Below are 13980 nucleotides of genomic sequence, written 5' to 3' on the forward strand. Positions count from 1 at the left end.
GGTGTAATAGATAAATAATACAGTAATTAAATAGAAGGTGAGTAAATGGAATTCAAGGATAATATTCCAATTTATCTTCAGATTGAACAATATTTATATCGCCAAATAGCTTTAGGTAAGATGAAGGCAGGCGAAAAGATCCCATCAGTTAGAAAGCTAGCTGTGGAATTAACCGTAAATGTAAATACTGTTCAACGTGCTTTGCAAGAAATGAATATGAAAGGCATTCTTTACACTAAACGTGGCGAAGGGAACTTTGTTACTGAAGATACTGAATTACTAGCTAAAACTAAACAAACTCTAATTGATAATGTATTAGATGAATTCATTCAGAGTATGGAAAAATTAGGTGTTTCAAGAGCAAAAATAGTATCAACACTAGAGAATTATTTAAAACAAGGTGGAGATAATAATGAGTGAATTATTGACAATAAGTGGTTTGACTTACAAGAAAAATCAAAGAACTATTCTTAAAGACGTTAATTTAAATCTAAGTTCTGGTAAAATTGTTGCTTTATTAGGTGAAAATGGTGCTGGTAAAACAACTTTAATGCGAATTATTGCTGGTGTTGCCAAGAATTATAAGGGTCAAATTAATTTAGAGGGTGCAACTAAAGAAGCTGAAAGAAAAGCTAAATTGTCTTTTACAGATGGTTTAACGGGTTTTAGTGATTCTACCAAAATTCAAGAAGTAGTTAGATTTTATGCTACAATCTTTCAAGATTTTGATGAAAATGAATTTGAAGAATTAAGAAAATTCATGCATTTAGATCCTGAGATGAAATTAAGTCAATTATCGCGAGGAATGCGAGAAAAATTGATTATTGCTTTAACCTTTGCACGTAAGACTGATTTATATCTGTTAGATGAACCTTTTGGTGGAATCGATGCAATGGCTTGTAAAAAGATCATTAATTCAATTATTCTTTGGAAAGATGAAAAATCAACAATCTTAATTTCGGACCATTTTGTTAATGAAATTTCTGCTTTATTGGATGAAGTGGTAATTGTTAAAGATAATACAGTTTTGGAGCACAAATCAGCCGATGATATTCGTCAACATCATAAGACAATTGAGGAATATTATGAAAGTTTCTATACAGATGAGGATGATGAATAATGACTAGTTTTAATACATTGTTCAACCGAATGTTTCAAGAGAAGAGCAAGTCTGTCTATCTGATTTACTTAATCCAAGCCTTTGCAAGTCTTTGCTTCACCGTAATGACTGCCATTGGTATGGGAAGAAATCCTAATTTTGTATATGGCAATGTTCACGAATCAACCAATATTGTTGTGGCTTATATTTTTGTTTTTGCAGTAATGATGTTTATTACCTCATTTTTTGCAAATTTTGTTTATTGGATCATTTCTTCAGTAAAGAATGAAAGAATTAATCGTAGTCAGACTTGGCGCTTAATACCAATTAGTGATACTAAGTTTCTATTGAGTAACTTTGGAACAGCCTTTTTCTCATATATTTGGTTAGGCATTCTTGAATTATTAACTATAATTGTGGCTTCTCTACCTTTAATTATTTCTAGCAACGAATTGCATAAACTAATGAGAGCTGCTAGTTTTGATTTTAATGCTAGTGATTGGGAACAATTATTAGGTAGCTTAATTCTGATTGTTTTACTTGGTTACGCTTGGTATGCAATTGTTAGTCTGCTTAATTTAAGTAGCCGTAGTATTATAGATTTTTTACCAAGCAGTTCTAGTAAGTTCTTAATGTTTGTAGTTAGAGTAGTAATTATTATTGCCATTATTTGGTTGTTAGGTTATGCAAGTGGCGCTTTATTCTCAGTACTGGGTAAATACTTACCATTTGCTGCAAGTGGAAATAATAATTTTGAAATTGGAACAACTTTGCTCGGATTCTTTGCTTTTGATGTAATTATCACAGCAATTGATATCTTGCTTTTAAATAAGTTTGTTGAAGCAAAACCAAATTAATGGAGGCCGATTATGACTAGTTCTAAAGCCTTATTTAAACAAATGTTTTTGCAAAAGAGACGGTACGCTAATCTGATTTTATTAATTCAGGTCTTTGCTGTAGTTTTTATGTTTTTGATGGGGATTATCTTTAAGGGAAGCAACAACCTAGTTAACAATTTTGCGGGTTTAATTGCGGATAACTCTAACAGCTGGGACCTGCTTTTAGGCATAGGTACAATTACCACTTTTTTGGCAGACGTGGCTTTATTTTGCTTGCTTTGCTGGCAAAATGAAAAGATTAACTTGAGTCAAACCTGGCAGCTGATCCCAACTTCTAGTAGTAAGATTTGGGTGATCAATATTTTCTCTAGCTTGATCGAATGTGCTTATTTATTCGTCATTCAAATTGTACTTGGTCTGGTTGTCTTAATTTTCGATAGTTATAGTCATCATATACCGTTTTTTACTCGTAGCGATTTTACCATTAATCATGATAGCCTTAGCGCTATAAGTGGGGTGTTTGAAGAGTTATTAGGCTTGATAGGTCTGTGTTTGCTCATTTTTGTATTTATTAGCCTGGCTAATTTTTTGACTAGAATTATTGTTGATCAGTTACCTGTTAAAAGTACTACCGGGATTAAGTTAATAGTTATGGCAGTTCTTGTCATAGTTGCAGTCTTTATTGCTGCTCAGGTTAATGATCAGGTAACAATAATGTATTACAATCATTTGGTTGCTCATTCTAAAACTCTAGATATGGATTTGATTGGTGTTACGGCTCTTGAATACTGGATCGGAGCAATTATATTAGGAATAATCAATTGTCTACTTGTTCAAAAGTTTGTGGAGTCAAAAATTATCAATCGTTAGAAAGGGATGAATGATTTGACTAGTTTCGGCAATCTTTTTAAGCAAATGTGGCTGCAAAAGAGAAGATATATTTATCTATTGTTCTTTATAAATTTATTTACAATTATCTTTGTTTCACTGTTCGCTTTAGCAACCCAAAATTATAATTTATTATTTTTCGAATCGCCGAATAAAAGTTTAGTTGATTTTTGGCGATACAATTCTGCTAATTTGACCATTTATTTTGATCTGGCCTTCGGCGTAATAACTTGTTGGCAAAATGAAAAAATCAATATGAGTCAAACTTGGCATTTAGCTGCGGCAGATGAGGGAAAAACTTATTTAGCAAATGTTTTCAGTAGTTTAATTGCATGTGGTTTTTTCTTCCTATTACAACAAATTGTTAACACATTATTACTTATTCCTACTATGGGAGCTGATTGCGTAGCGGAGGCTTTTAGTCAATTTGGGTTATCGCCTATAACTCCGAATATAACAGGAATCAATATAGCATTTGAGTTTTATTGGTTCTTTGTGGTATTAGTAATTTTGTTTATTTACTTCTTTGTAAGTTTTACTAATTTTGCTTCAAGAATTGTCTCAGAGGAATTACCTATGAAGAGCACTTTATGGATTAGACTTTTAATTATTGCAATTTTAGTAATTATTGCTGTATATGTTGGTTCAATTGTATTCACTCATTTGCAAAACTTAATTGATACTAATAAATCACTTCAGACATATGATCCAATTTGGCTAGATGATATATTGTTGTTATTAGTAGATCTGATTTTTGGCTTGTGCGATATATTATTTGTTAAAAAATGGGTTGAACCTAAAATTGTAAATAGATAAGATAAAGCAATCATTAAATTGATTGCTTTTTTCTTGCTATAATTAACTCCGAGGTAATTATTATGAAAGAAGAATCATTATTTTCTTTAGCAAATCAAGATGAAAATACTCCTTTAGCCGATCGAGTTAGGCCCCAATCCCTTGATGAGTTTGTTGGTCAAAAAGATCTTATTGGCAAAGGAAAAATCTTAAGAGAATTAATCGAAAAGGATAAAGTACCATCTTTGATTTTATGGGGGCCACCAGGTACGGGAAAAACTACTTTAGCGGAGATTATTGCTAAGCATACCAAAGCCCATTTTATTACCTTTAGTGCGGTCACATCATCAATTAAAGATATTCGTAAAATTATGGAGGAAGCTGAATCTAACCGCCAATTTGGTGAAAAAACAATAGTTTTTATCGATGAAATTCACCGCTTCAATAAAGCTCAACAAGATGCTTTTCTGCCCTTCGTAGAGCAGGGAAGTATTACTTTAATTGGTGCAACTACAGAGAATCCATCATTTGAGGTTAATTCTGCTTTATTAAGTCGAGCTAAAGTTTTTGTCTTACACTCCTTGTCTACCGAAGACATTGTGCTTTTACTTAAAAGAGCAATTAAGAATCCTAACGGTTTTCCAGGTTTAAATATTAAAATTTCGGATGAAAATTTGCATTTAATTGCAGAATTTGGCAATGGAGATGCTCGTAGTAGTTTAAATACGCTGGAAATAGCAGTCTTAAACGGTAAAAAGTCTGGTCAAAACGTAGTTGTAGATGAACAGATATTAAAAGAATTAATGAATACCAAGTCTTTACGTTACGATAAAAAGGGAGAAGAGCATTATAATCTGATTTCGGCTCTGCATAAGTCTATGCGTAATAGCGATGTAAATGCAGCCGTCTATTGGGTGAATCGAATGCTTGATGGGGGAGAAGACCCGCTTTACATTGCTCGACGACTGGTACGATTTGCAAGTGAAGATGTTGGCTTAGCAGATACTAATAGTTTAAATGTGGCAATTAATACTTTCCAAGCATGTAAATATATTGGGATGCCGGAATGTGGCGTTCATTTAACTGAATGTGTTATTTACTTAGCTTGTACACCTAAATCTAATTCTGTTTATATAGCTCAGCAAGAGGCAGAAAAGGCAATTAAAAGAACTGGTAATTTACCAGTTCCTTTACAAATTAGAAATCCGACGACAAAATTAATGAAAGATTTAAATTATGGTAAAGATTATCAGTATGCCCAAGATGCACCAGATAAGCTAACAAATATGAAAACTTTTCCACCAGAATTGGAGGGGAGCGAGTTCTATCATCCTAGCAATCAGGGTAATGAGATTCGTTTTAAGAGGCGACTCGAACAAATCAAAGAATGGCATAAGAAAAATGGCTAAAATAAAAAAGCTTCAATTTTTTTAAAATTGAAGCTCTTTTATTTGTTATCGATTACGCATTTGCGGACATGTAGTCATAAAGTTGGTTAACTTCTTCATTGGTGAATTGACCATCGCCAGTTTTCATTGCATGGACCTTTTCAACTGATAAATGACTAGCAAAAGCTAAGTCGGTATCATTGACATGGTGCTTTACTTGATAATCAATAATTGCATCTGATAATTGTTCTTGCTCATTCATAATAATTTCTCCTTACACTTTAATTTTAATCAAACATGGCGAAAAAATAAAATTTTAAGGGTTTAATTTAATTAAAATGTTTTCCATTGGTTAAATGGCCAATAGCGGAAGACAACTCGTCCAATTAACGAACTTCGTTTTACAAAGCCGAAGTAACGAGAGTCCTTAGATACATCTCTATGGTCACCCATTACGAAATACTCATCTTTAGGTACACGTTCTTTTAAGGTGAAGTTGTTAGTATAAAGCTCACCTAAACGATGATCTCTTCTTTCATAGCTATTGTTCAAATATGGTTCTGCAATATGCTTGCCATTAATGTATAATTTGTCATTTTTAGAAGTGACCATGTCACCAGGAGTACCAATTACACGTTTGATGTAAAGAGCACCTTTTTGATCAGGGGCTTTTAGAATAACAATATCATTTCGCTTAGGAGTGAAATGGCTAACAGCGATCAAACGATCACCATTTTCAAAAGTAGGTTGCATTGATGGTCCCGAAACTGTTTCATTTGATAGAAAGAAACTAAAGATAAAATAGTAAATTCCCATCAAGATTGCAAACATGATAATGATGTCGAGAACAAATCGGCCTATACTTTCATCATCATTTTTCTTCTTGATATTTTCTGCCATAAACATTCTCCTTTTCTTGCTGTTCTTATTATAACTGATTTCTGGTGGTTTGCATGGTAAAATCATTAGTAAGGTAAGAGATATGACTAAATTTTTAGAAAAAGTAAACAAATTAGACCAAGAAATCAATTATTCTTTAATTCATGAGCAGGTTGAAGCAATGGAACAAGTAGACCATTATGTAAGTCGAGGAAAACCTTTGCTGGTAGCTCCGCAAAGAATTGGTTTAATGCCAGATGAATTTGAAGATATATTGACAGATATAGGTCAAAATAAGAGAAAACAATTGACAGATATTAATAATTTATTTAATAATTTCCGGCAATATTTATCTTTAAAATATGGTATTTGGTCAATAGCCAATTTACAAACTGCTAAGCTAATTAAAAAAGAATTGAATGTGAATACTGCTTTGGAGATTATGGCCGGAAATGCTTATTGGTCAAAGGCTTTAGAAGAATCTGGCATTCAAACAATTAGTACCGATTCACTAGAGTGGGCTAAGACGTCTAAAACAGGTTCAATACAATTTCATCCGGTAATCAATCTTTCTGCAGATCAGGCCATAAAAAAATACAATCAGGTTGATTTGATTTTGTGTTCTTGGTCACCGAATTTTGGAAAAAGTGATATAGACACTGTTAAATCATGGCAGAAGTACAATAAAGATAGTCATTTGCTTTTTATCGGCGAACGGAATGGTGCAACTAATTCACCCGAATTTTGGGATCATCACTGGTTTAAGAAAACACCTGCTTTAATGTCTATTAATCATTCTTTTCAAAGTTTTGATTTTATTGATGAACGGATTTTTGAGATAAACAATGAATTTTAAAAAGATATTTTTACTTTTAATACCGCTTTTAACATTTTTATGCATAGGTACAATGCTTTCTAATATTGAATCAGGTTATGCAGATGAATTGTTAGAAGCTCATGGCTTAACTAATAATACACGCTATTTTCGAACGGATAGTGATGAAAGTGTTAGTTCATTTTTACGCTATTTAGATAAGAATTATAAGCATCATCAAATCCAATTGCATCTGGACAGTAATTATGAAAAAGATCAGGTTCTAGTATGGGCAAATCATTCTGTTAAAAGTTTGCCAACAGAAAGTGGTCGCTATTTTTCTCCAGATGATTTTAAGGGAACCATATCTTTTGCAGTATTAGGACCAGCTACCAAAACGAATTTATTAGATGTGCAAAATAATAAATATGTTATTCTTGGACAGCATTATTATTCAGTAATTGGTGAGTTTAAAGATTATCCGCAAGTAGAAATGAATAAATATTACTTGAGTACAGGTATTGATCAACCAACTGCTAAAGATCAACTGAAAAACTACCGAATTGTCGTTGATGGTGCGCCAAATGTGATTAGTAGAATAGCTAAACATTACAATGCTAAACTCCATATTCCATCATTTGTTCAAGAACACCACCGTGATCGTTTATCTATATTACCAGACTTACTTCTGATGTTAGCAGCTTTAGTTGTTGGTATTGTGGGTAATCTGTTGTTAGCTACAATAATTAAGCGACAAGCTAAATTAACACATCTTCACGGTGATTTATTACGTAACTGGGTAATTAATCGTAGCGTACGTTTATTCATGATAGAAGGCGTTTTTGCTATTGCTGTCTATTTCTTCCTACGTTGGCACGCTTTTTACTCAACTTATAGTTCATTGAGGATCAGTTTGTTGGCATCGTGGATTATCTATATAGTTGCATTCTGCATAATGCTTCGTTATCTGGTAAGAAAGGATAGAAAAGTTGCTAGAATTACCAAATAGTTTTAAAGAAAAATATATTGAATTGTTAGGAGAAAAAACTGCAGATCAGCTTTTTAAAGCTATGAATCAAGATAGCAAAAAGGCATTCAGGGTTAATACTTTGAAGAATCAAGTTAAGATTTCCTACAGTTTGGCTAAACCTGTTCCAGAGATAAATCATGCATATTATGGTGAAATCAGCGGTGAAGATCCCGAATGGGTGGCTGGCTATGTTTATTCACAAGACCCTGCAGCTATGTTTCCTGCGGCTATCAGTGGCGTTAAACCGGGAGACAGAGTACTTGATCTGTGTGCTGCTCCAGGTGGTAAGACTACTGCACTAGGTGAACAATTAAAGAATAAGGGACTGTTAGTAGCTAATGAAATTTCGTCAACTCGAGCAAAGATATTACGTGAAAATATTGAACGTTGGGGTATTAGTAATGCATTAATTATAAACGAAAGTCCAGAAAAATTGACGCCCGTTTTTCCAGACTATTTTGACATAATTTTAGTCGATGCGCCTTGTAGTGGAGAAGGAATGTTTAGAAAAAATCCAGAGGCTATTGATTATTGGTCTCAAGATTATGTATTAGTTTGTCAAAAGCGTCAAGAAACAATTCTTAACGAAGCAGTCAAGATGCTTAAACCGGGTGGTCGTTTAGTTTATTCAACCTGTACTTTTTCTCCAGAAGAAGATGAGAAAATAGTCGAATGGTTGATAAATGAATATGGTTTTTCTATTTTGGATACCCATATTAAGAACGATCACATTAGTGTTGGTCGTCCAAAGTGGGCCAATGATGATCAAAATTTGAAAAAGACTTTACGATTTTGGCCACAAGATGGAATAGGTGAAGGTCAATTTGTGGCAGTTTTACAGAAGCCGGGAGAAACTCAAGAATTGGTTAAAAAAAGTAAACGTAAAAAGAAAAAGCAACTAGCCTTACGTTTAACTAAAAATGATCAAGAATATGTAGCTCAATTATTGGATAAATTTAATTTACCTGAATGTTTGAATGATTGGCGCAAAAAAGTATTAGTTAGAAATGATCATGTTTTTGTACCTGCTGTTAGTTTACCGGAAAGGGTAAATTTACATGTTTTGAATAATGGCGTTGAGCTTGGCATATTAAAAAAGAAAAGATTTGAGCCGGGGCATCAGTTAGCCGAAGTGCTAGGTCAGGTTAACCAAGATCGAGTAATTGATTTATTAACTTCAGAAGTATATCAAGAATATCTTCATGGTGAAACAGTTAAAGTACAAAGTGATTTACGTGGATTTGTACTTGTCAGTTATCAAAAGATGATTTTTAGTTTTGGTAAAATTGCTGGCAATCAGGTATTAAAGAATTTTTATCCAAAGGGTTTAAGAAAATGATTAAGTTAATTGCGACAGACATGGATGGAACATGGCTGAATGATCAGAAAGATTATGATCACGCATTGTTTGCTCGTGAATTTAAAGAAATGCAGGAGCGCAATATTGAATTTGTAGTAGCAAGTGGTAATCAACATGCCAACTTATTAACTCGTTTTCCTGGAATTGAAGATAAGATCTATTTTGTGGCTGAAAATGGTGCTTTAGTAGCCAAAGGAAAACAAATCTTGCATGTTGATTCTTTAAGTGATGAGCTGTATCACACTTTACTTAAAATTGCGGCTGAATATCCTTATCCTGTAATTGTAATGGGCTTAGTAAGTGCCTATGTCTTAAGTAGTAATTCTTCGGCCTATGTACAAGAAATGCGTAAATATGTTGAGCATTTGGAAGTGGTAGATTCTTTTAATGAGGTTCACGACAATATTTTTAAACTCAGTTTAAATGTGCCAGTAAATAAGATGCCACAAGTTCTAACAGAATTGAAGCAAAAATATCCAGAAATTGGTTTTGTTTCAGGAGCGGCAGATTCAATTGATATGCAGACCAAAGGCATGAACAAGGCAGTTGGATTAAAATATTTAGGTCAAAAATTAGGAATAAAACCTAGTGAAATGATTGCCTTTGGTGATAGTGGTAATGATGTGGGAATGTTAAACTATGTTGGTCGTAGCTTTGCTACGAGTACAGCTCTTAAAGAGGCGAAAAGAGCAGCTGATCAAATTATAGGTTCTTGTAATGAGAGTGCTGTTCAAAAAGAAATTCTTAAATTATTAAATATTAATTGAAATATTGATGATTATGTTAAGTGAAAATGAACGATAATAAAAAACACACTTTGAAAGTGTGCTTTTTATTTATCGTATTAATTGATTGATTTGAGTTTTAAGTGGTAAATCATAGTATTTTGGGATTGAAGGGAGGGATGCTAAATCTTTTTTGCCATAAATAGCAATTAGAGCTGCAAGTTGTTTTTTCCAACTGGCAATTAAGTTTTCAAGTCCATCAATACCGTTTTGATTGAATTCTTGTAAAAATACATTTGATATACCAATATATTGTCCGCTCAAAGTCAGACCTTTTAAAATATCTAAAGGATTACGGACACCGCCAGATACAATAAAGTTTACCTGTTCTTTTTTCGCCATCAGGGCCGAAATAACTGTGGGCAGGCCAATATCTTCAAGATAAGAGACATCATTTTTGTTACGAGCATTTTCGATCTGGGCAAAATTAGTACCGCCACTTCCAGCAATGTCAAAATACTGAATGCCTTCATTTTTTAAAATGTGAATCGTATTTTGATCAAGACCAAAACCAACTTCTTTAATGATAATTGGAATATTTACTTGATTACAGATCTCTTTAATATTATCTAACCAATGAAAGTCACGATCGCCTTCAGGCATTGCAATTTCTTGAACCGTATTCAGGTGTATTTGCAAGGCATCCGCATTAAGCTCTTGAATGATCTTATGAATAGCTTTTACAGGTGTTTCTGGATTGACATTAACGATCAAAATACCGTCCGGATTTTTGCTTCTAGCTACGTAAAAGCTGTCAAGCTGATCATCTTCTTTAGCTAAGATGCTAGCTGAACCTAAAGCTAAGGCGATTTTTTCTTTTGCGGCAACTTTGCCTAAGGCCTGATTAACTATTTTGGATTTGGGTGAACCACCAGTCATAGCATTGATAAAAAAAGGCGCAGAAACGCTTTTATTGAACATTTCTGTTGTCAAAATTGTTGGATCAACATTTGTCTCTGGTAGGGCAGGGCGCAATAAATGAAGTTGATCAAAACTGTTATATTTTTGTTTATTAAAAAACATCTGAGCTAGTTTCAGATGTTCTTCCTTTCTTTCGGATCTAATTGACATATAGCCTTTCTCCACTAATGTGCAAGGGTAATTTGGTGAACTTTAAAATTCAATGGCAAGATACCATTATGACGCCATTCGTTTTCAAGTGCTGCTACATCAGTATTAGAATCAGTAATTACAATTCCACAGTCACCATTTCCTGCACCTGAAGTTTTAGCAGCTCCACCAAAGTTTTCAGCAATATTAATTAAGCGTGTTAAACGTGGAATTTCAATAGCTATTTGATTAATTTGAGCAAAGTGTTGTAATAATTTACGATTTGCTCGAATCTGCTTTTTAATAATAGAAATATCATTAGCTTCGAAACCATCAATCATCTTTAATACGCAGGCTCTAGAAGCGGCTAAAAAGTTTTTATATTCCATATTTAAAGCAGCTTTATTAGCATTGGTTTCGTCAACTAGGCGAGAGGTAGAAGCCGGTTTTTGGCTCCAGCCAATCATTAATTTCATATCTTTAGGCGGGGTTAATAATTCAATTTTAAGGCCAGGCCAAGCTTCGTTAACAACTTCTGATAAAGTTTTAGTACTTAATTCGTGTTTAAGCCAATCTTTTTCAAAAGTTTGATATGCTAGCCAACCGCCATAAACACTGGCTGCTATATCACCTGCGGAGCCGTTTCCTTGCACTGAATAGTGAGAAATAGCTGAAAGCTTGTAAACTAACTCATTACTCATTTTTACACCATAAAAGTGTAAGATTGCTTTAACAGTAGCAACAGTCACAGCCGCACTTGAGCCTAAACCATATTTTTTACCATCTGCCGAATCAAGATCGGAATTTACATGCAAATCATATACTTTCATCTTGATATTTTGTTCAAGACAATATTGTTCTGTAAATGAAATTGCGGATAAAATATATTCAAATGGGTTGTCACGATTATCAATTACCATCTTGGAACCTTGACGGACCCAATGAATTGAATCTTGTGAATATTGTTTTGAGTGAATCAAGCCCGTAGAAGTCTTGCTCTTAGTAATTGACACACGTACAAACTGGTTGACTGCAACTAAAACAGCAGGACAATCTTGCTCTAAAACCGCATATTCTCCAGCAATATATAATTTTCCGGGTGCTTTTTCTGTTATCAAAAGAACTAAATCCTCGAATCTAATTAACTTTCTATTACAACTTAGTCCAGATAAGTAATGCCAGGACCAAAACTTGCATCCACTATATTAACACTATTAAATATTCTCTCAAAGCGTTCTTTAATTTCTTTGCTATTTCTTAATTGACAAAGTACTTTGATATTTGGACCAGCATCAATAGTGTAATAACACTCAATTCCTTCATTACGAAGCTGTTCAATCAACTTAATAGCTCGCAGAGTGTTGGGCTCGAAATAGGTGAATTCTGGTTGGGCTGTCAAGTTAATGGCATGCATTTCATTTGCGTTAAGTTCTGCTAGTTTGCCTAAGGCAGTGAAGTCATTTTTTTTAATAGCAGCAATCATTTGCTTCATTTCTAAATCATTACGTTTGATCCATGGTTCAAAAAAAGGAGATGATTGGGCATCCTTCATTCCTCGTGTAGAGGAGATCTTTTTTTGTTTAGTATTTAGCTCGATTGCTAATAGGTGTAGATCCATCTTAGGCTCTTCAACTAATGCATATGCATAAGAACTCTCGTCAGATTCACCTTTTTGCCAAATTGCAAAACCACCAAAAATAGAACGGCAGGCTGATCCAGATCCCATTCTTGCTAAACGAGAAAGTTCTGTTTTGTCTACTGAGATATTGTAATATTTACAAAAAGCAGCTGCCAAAGCTGCAAAAGCAGAACTCGAAGAAGCTAAACCAGCTGAAGTAGGAACGTGATTAGTCGATTTGATAATCAAATTGTCGTGACAATCAAATTTTCTTTTTAGAAGATCAAGATATGAAAAAACTCTTTTGCTATTAGTTTCATCTTGTTTTTTATTATTTAGATAAAATTGATTTTCACCATTAGTTTTTTCTATAGAAGTATCAGTGTAGAAAGCATCGAGTGTCATTGAAAGACTAGACATTAAAGGTAGTCTTAGCTTGGGATCTTTTTTACCCCAATATTTAATTAGAGCAATATTAGTATGGGCACGTACCGTTTTATTCATTTTCAACTCCTAAATTTCTTCTATCCAATAATTACTGATGATATTTTGACATTTGCCAGCAATATTTTTGGCGATCTGGGAATTCTTACATAAAGTAATAGTAATTCCGCCTAAACCACCACCTGATAATTTAAAACCTAAGGCTTGATTTGCCAGTGCAATTTGTTGGAGTTGATCGATCTTTTCAGTAGAAATACCGAAGGAATGTAAAATCTCTTGTGCTTCATTAAAGACCTTGCCTACGGTTTGAACAGCGTGTGTCATCCAGGCTTTTTTAGTAATATCTGCTAATTCACCCAAGCGTTGCATATTATTTTTTGCATCGACAGATTTGTCTAAAAGATTATGAACTTTAGTAACCGCCTCTTTAGTATTGCCTAATTGCCCGGTATCCATAATTAGAAGGGTGGCTCCTAATTTTGCATGTAACTTTTTAGGTCCCATTTTTTTATTGAAAAATACTAAGTAATCAGAATTTACTGTTGCAGCATCAAGGCCTGAAGCTTTACCATGGTTTATCATTTCTGCATGATTAGTCACAGCCATAATTTCATCTTCAGTCAAATTAAGGTCAAAAAATTGATTCATTGCTTTGGTTGTTCCTAATGCTACGGTAGCACTTGAGCCAAATCCACGTTCCATTGGTATTTCACCAGTATAGGTTATCTTTAATGGTTGCTGAGACTTAGCTTTTTCACGCATTGTTTTGACAACGTATTTGAGGCCGTTATATTCATCTGGTGCATCAAAAAAAGGTCCGTGATAACGGGCAGTATCCATCCACATTTCGTCAGCATCTTCAACTGTAGTTTTGATATGCAAAACTTTAATAGGCATGGCTAAAGCATCGTAGCCATAGACAACTGAATGTTCTCCGATAATAATAACCTTCCCATGGGCTAAATAACTACTTTTCATTCTTTAATCATCC

At 33.8% G+C, this 13980-nt stretch carries 16 protein-coding genes; 10 read left to right on the forward strand and 6 right to left on the reverse strand.

Annotated elements, in window-relative coordinates; genetic code table 11:
• Positions 1-45 precede the first annotated feature (45 nt).
• The 6 genes from FC57_RS02060 to FC57_RS02085 all read left to right on the forward strand — a co-directional run bounded on the left by FC57_RS02060 (position 46) and on the right by FC57_RS02085 (position 5030).
• Positions 46-420, forward strand: coding sequence for a GntR family transcriptional regulator (locus FC57_RS02060; protein ID WP_007126253.1), 375 nt, complete (start codon positions 46-48; stop codon positions 418-420).
• Complete coding sequence (locus FC57_RS02065) at positions 413-1120, forward strand: ABC transporter ATP-binding protein (protein ID WP_007126252.1); 708 nt, start codon at positions 413-415, stop codon at positions 1118-1120. The genes FC57_RS02060 and FC57_RS02065 overlap by 8 nt, the downstream gene beginning before the upstream one ends.
• Positions 1120-1956, forward strand: a complete 837-nt coding sequence (locus FC57_RS02070) for a hypothetical protein (protein ID WP_007126251.1) — start codon at positions 1120-1122, stop codon at positions 1954-1956. The genes FC57_RS02065 and FC57_RS02070 overlap by 1 nt, the downstream gene beginning before the upstream one ends.
• Before the next feature lie 12 nt (positions 1957-1968).
• Positions 1969-2808, forward strand: a complete 840-nt coding sequence (locus FC57_RS02075; protein WP_007126250.1) for a hypothetical protein — start codon at positions 1969-1971, stop codon at positions 2806-2808.
• A 6-nt stretch (positions 2809-2814) separates the two neighbouring features.
• Positions 2815-3642 carry a hypothetical protein gene (locus FC57_RS02080; protein WP_007126249.1) on the forward strand — a complete coding sequence of 276 codons (828 nt, stop codon included), beginning with the start codon at positions 2815-2817 and terminating at the stop codon, positions 3640-3642.
• Between the two features lie 62 nt (positions 3643-3704).
• Positions 3705-5030 carry a replication-associated recombination protein A gene (locus tag FC57_RS02085; protein ID WP_007126248.1) on the forward strand — a complete coding sequence of 442 codons (1326 nt, stop codon included), beginning with the start codon at positions 3705-3707 and terminating at the stop codon, positions 5028-5030.
• Positions 5031-5082: 52 nt separating this feature from the next.
• Here FC57_RS02085 and FC57_RS02090 read toward each other — a convergent pair whose 3' ends face one another.
• Both FC57_RS02090 and lepB read right to left on the reverse strand, forming a co-directional pair.
• Positions 5083-5271 carry an LBP_cg2779 family protein gene (locus FC57_RS02090; protein WP_007126247.1) on the reverse strand — a complete coding sequence of 63 codons (189 nt, stop codon included), beginning with the start codon at positions 5269-5271 and terminating at the stop codon, positions 5083-5085.
• A 71-nt stretch (positions 5272-5342) separates the two neighbouring features.
• On the reverse strand, positions 5343-5909 hold the full coding sequence (lepB, locus tag FC57_RS02095) for a signal peptidase I (RefSeq protein ID WP_040529699.1): 567 nt from the start codon (positions 5907-5909) through the stop codon (positions 5343-5345).
• An 82-nt stretch (positions 5910-5991) separates the two neighbouring features.
• Here lepB and FC57_RS02100 point away from each other — a divergent pair, with 82 nt between their 5' ends.
• From FC57_RS02100 to FC57_RS02115, 4 genes are read left to right on the forward strand one after another with little or no spacing between them, the layout of a single operon-like run.
• Entirely contained in the window at positions 5992-6744 is a 753-nt protein-coding gene (locus tag FC57_RS02100) for a hypothetical protein (protein WP_040529697.1), read from the forward strand.
• Complete coding sequence (locus tag FC57_RS02105) at positions 6734-7711, forward strand: ABC transporter permease (protein WP_007126244.1); 978 nt, start codon at positions 6734-6736, stop codon at positions 7709-7711. Before FC57_RS02100 ends, FC57_RS02105 begins: the two co-directional genes overlap by 11 nt.
• Entirely contained in the window at positions 7692-9071 is a 1380-nt protein-coding gene (locus FC57_RS02110) for an RsmB/NOP family class I SAM-dependent RNA methyltransferase (protein ID WP_007126243.1), read from the forward strand. Before FC57_RS02105 ends, FC57_RS02110 begins: the two co-directional genes overlap by 20 nt.
• A complete protein-coding gene (locus tag FC57_RS02115) occupies positions 9068-9859 on the forward strand; it encodes a Cof-type HAD-IIB family hydrolase (RefSeq protein ID WP_007126242.1) in 792 nt (263 codons plus the stop codon). Before FC57_RS02110 ends, FC57_RS02115 begins: the two co-directional genes overlap by 4 nt.
• A gap of 69 nt (positions 9860-9928) precedes the next feature.
• Here the strand turns inward: FC57_RS02115 and fni are convergent, their stop codons facing one another.
• From fni to mvk, 4 genes are read right to left on the reverse strand one after another with little or no spacing between them, the layout of a single operon-like run.
• Positions 9929-10948 carry a type 2 isopentenyl-diphosphate Delta-isomerase gene (fni, locus tag FC57_RS02120; protein ID WP_040529693.1) on the reverse strand — a complete coding sequence of 340 codons (1020 nt, stop codon included), beginning with the start codon at positions 10946-10948 and terminating at the stop codon, positions 9929-9931.
• Positions 10949-10962: 14 nt separating this feature from the next.
• On the reverse strand, positions 10963-12045 hold the full coding sequence (locus tag FC57_RS02125) for a phosphomevalonate kinase (RefSeq protein WP_007126240.1): 1083 nt from the start codon (positions 12043-12045) through the stop codon (positions 10963-10965).
• Between the two features lie 41 nt (positions 12046-12086).
• On the reverse strand, positions 12087-13049 hold the full coding sequence (mvaD, locus tag FC57_RS02130) for a diphosphomevalonate decarboxylase (RefSeq protein WP_007126239.1): 963 nt from the start codon (positions 13047-13049) through the stop codon (positions 12087-12089).
• 9 nt (positions 13050-13058) lie between these two features.
• Entirely contained in the window at positions 13059-13967 is a 909-nt protein-coding gene (gene mvk / locus FC57_RS02135) for a mevalonate kinase (protein ID WP_007126238.1), read from the reverse strand.
• Positions 13968-13980: the final 13 nt, after the last annotated feature.

The sequence above is a fragment of the Lactobacillus ultunensis DSM 16047 genome, assembly GCF_001436305.1.
In the GTDB taxonomy this organism is placed as follows: Bacteria; Bacillota; Bacilli; order Lactobacillales; family Lactobacillaceae; genus Lactobacillus; species Lactobacillus ultunensis.

What these genes read in the sequence shown, in the direction of transcription:
- fni (WP_040529693.1), bottom strand. Translation starts at nt 10,948, where the DNA reads ATGTCAATTAGATCCGAAAGAAAGGAAGAACATCTGAAACTAGCTCAG.
- mvaD (WP_007126239.1), bottom strand. Translation starts at nt 13,049, where the DNA reads ATGAATAAAACGGTACGTGCCCATACTAATATTGCTCTAATTAAATAT.
- lepB (WP_040529699.1), bottom strand. Translation starts at nt 5,909, where the DNA reads ATGGCAGAAAATATCAAGAAGAAAAATGATGATGAAAGTATAGGCCGA.
- FC57_RS02070 (WP_007126251.1), top strand. Translation starts at nt 1,120, where the DNA reads ATGACTAGTTTTAATACATTGTTCAACCGAATGTTTCAAGAGAAGAGC.
- FC57_RS02115 (WP_007126242.1), top strand. Translation starts at nt 9,068, where the DNA reads ATGATTAAGTTAATTGCGACAGACATGGATGGAACATGGCTGAATGAT.
- FC57_RS02065 (WP_007126252.1), top strand. Translation starts at nt 413, where the DNA reads ATGAGTGAATTATTGACAATAAGTGGTTTGACTTACAAGAAAAATCAA.
- FC57_RS02075 (WP_007126250.1), top strand. Translation starts at nt 1,969, where the DNA reads ATGACTAGTTCTAAAGCCTTATTTAAACAAATGTTTTTGCAAAAGAGA.
- FC57_RS02080 (WP_007126249.1), top strand. Translation starts at nt 2,815, where the DNA reads ATGAATGATTTGACTAGTTTCGGCAATCTTTTTAAGCAAATGTGGCTG.
- FC57_RS02090 (WP_007126247.1), bottom strand. Translation starts at nt 5,271, where the DNA reads ATGAATGAGCAAGAACAATTATCAGATGCAATTATTGATTATCAAGTA.
- FC57_RS02085 (WP_007126248.1), top strand. Translation starts at nt 3,705, where the DNA reads ATGAAAGAAGAATCATTATTTTCTTTAGCAAATCAAGATGAAAATACT.
- FC57_RS02060 (WP_007126253.1), top strand. Translation starts at nt 46, where the DNA reads ATGGAATTCAAGGATAATATTCCAATTTATCTTCAGATTGAACAATAT.
- FC57_RS02100 (WP_040529697.1), top strand. Translation starts at nt 5,992, where the DNA reads ATGACTAAATTTTTAGAAAAAGTAAACAAATTAGACCAAGAAATCAAT.
- FC57_RS02105 (WP_007126244.1), top strand. Translation starts at nt 6,734, where the DNA reads ATGAATTTTAAAAAGATATTTTTACTTTTAATACCGCTTTTAACATTT.
- mvk (WP_007126238.1), bottom strand. Translation starts at nt 13,967, where the DNA reads ATGAAAAGTAGTTATTTAGCCCATGGGAAGGTTATTATTATCGGAGAA.